This is a genomic window from Methylolobus aquaticus (genome assembly GCF_054172105.1).
In genome coordinates this window covers 1-1,020 of the sequence record NZ_JBSYXP010000052.1, presented here as the reverse complement: position 1 = coordinate 1,020, position 1,020 = coordinate 1, and the positions used below count along the sequence as shown (strand labels likewise).

General features: G+C 64.7%; 1 protein-coding gene. It reads right to left on the bottom strand.

Features of this window, described 5'->3' with window-relative positions; genetic code table 11:
• Positions 1 to 908 (bottom strand): IS256 family transposase (locus ACW73L_RS22135; protein ID WP_498924705.1); only part of this gene is annotated, 908 nt, incomplete at its 3' end.
• Between the last annotated feature and the right edge of the window lie 112 nt (positions 909 to 1,020).

The following is a 1,020-nucleotide window of genomic DNA, read 5'->3' as shown; positions in this document are numbered from 1 at the left end:
TCAAACGCCTGCTCCGCCTCACGCCGGGTGGGCGCCATCCAGATCGCCTGCAGTGCCGCCTTGGCTTGGCTCTGTAAGGCTTTCGGGAGGCTACTCAGGACATTGCCCATCTTGTGAAACCAGCAGCGCTGGTGGCGGGTCTCGGCGTAGATCTCGTCCATCGCGGCCCAGAAACCCAGCGCCCCGTCCCCGACGGCCAGGCGTGGCCCCTCGGTCAGGCCGCGCGCGTGGAGATCCCGCAGGACATCGAGCCAGGACGACTTCGCTTCACGGAAGCCATCGGCCAAGGCGACGAGTTCCTTCCTGCCGTCGCCCCGTACGCCGATAATCACCAGCAGACACAGCCGCGGATCATCCTCTTCACGGACACCGGTATGGACCCCATCGGCCCACCAGTACACGTAGCGCTGCGCGGACAGATCCCGCCGCGCCCACGCCTGATACTCCCGCGCCCAATCGGCCTTCAAGCGACTCACCACATTCGCGGACAAGCCTTTGGCTTGGTCACCAACCAGGACCGTCAGGGCACCCTGGAGATCGCCGGTCGAGATCCCTTTCAGGTAGAGCCACGGCAAGGCCGCGGCGATACGACCGGAACGGCGCACATACGGCGGGACCAAGGCCGAGTTGAACTTCACCCCGCGCCCCGAACGGTCCCGGACCTTCGGCACCCGCACCGACACCGGTCCGACCGCCGTCAGCACCTCGCGCTCCGGCAAATAACCGTTGCGGACAATGGCCCGCTGACCGCCCAACGTGCTCACGTTCCCGTACCGGCTCAACAACTCCCCCAACTCCGTCTCGATGGCCTTCTGGATCAGCTCGCGAGCACCCCGTCGGATCAGTTCCTCCAGGCCCAGACCCAACTCCGTTGCCTTTCTCTCCTCGTCCTGCGTAACCTTGCTCATGGCGTACTCACCTCAATGCTGCGCTTCAGTCTCGACAACCGAATTGTCAGCAGGGTACGCCACCCGCTCAAGCCATCACCCCACGCTCGTACACCAGTTCCGACTTTAGCTC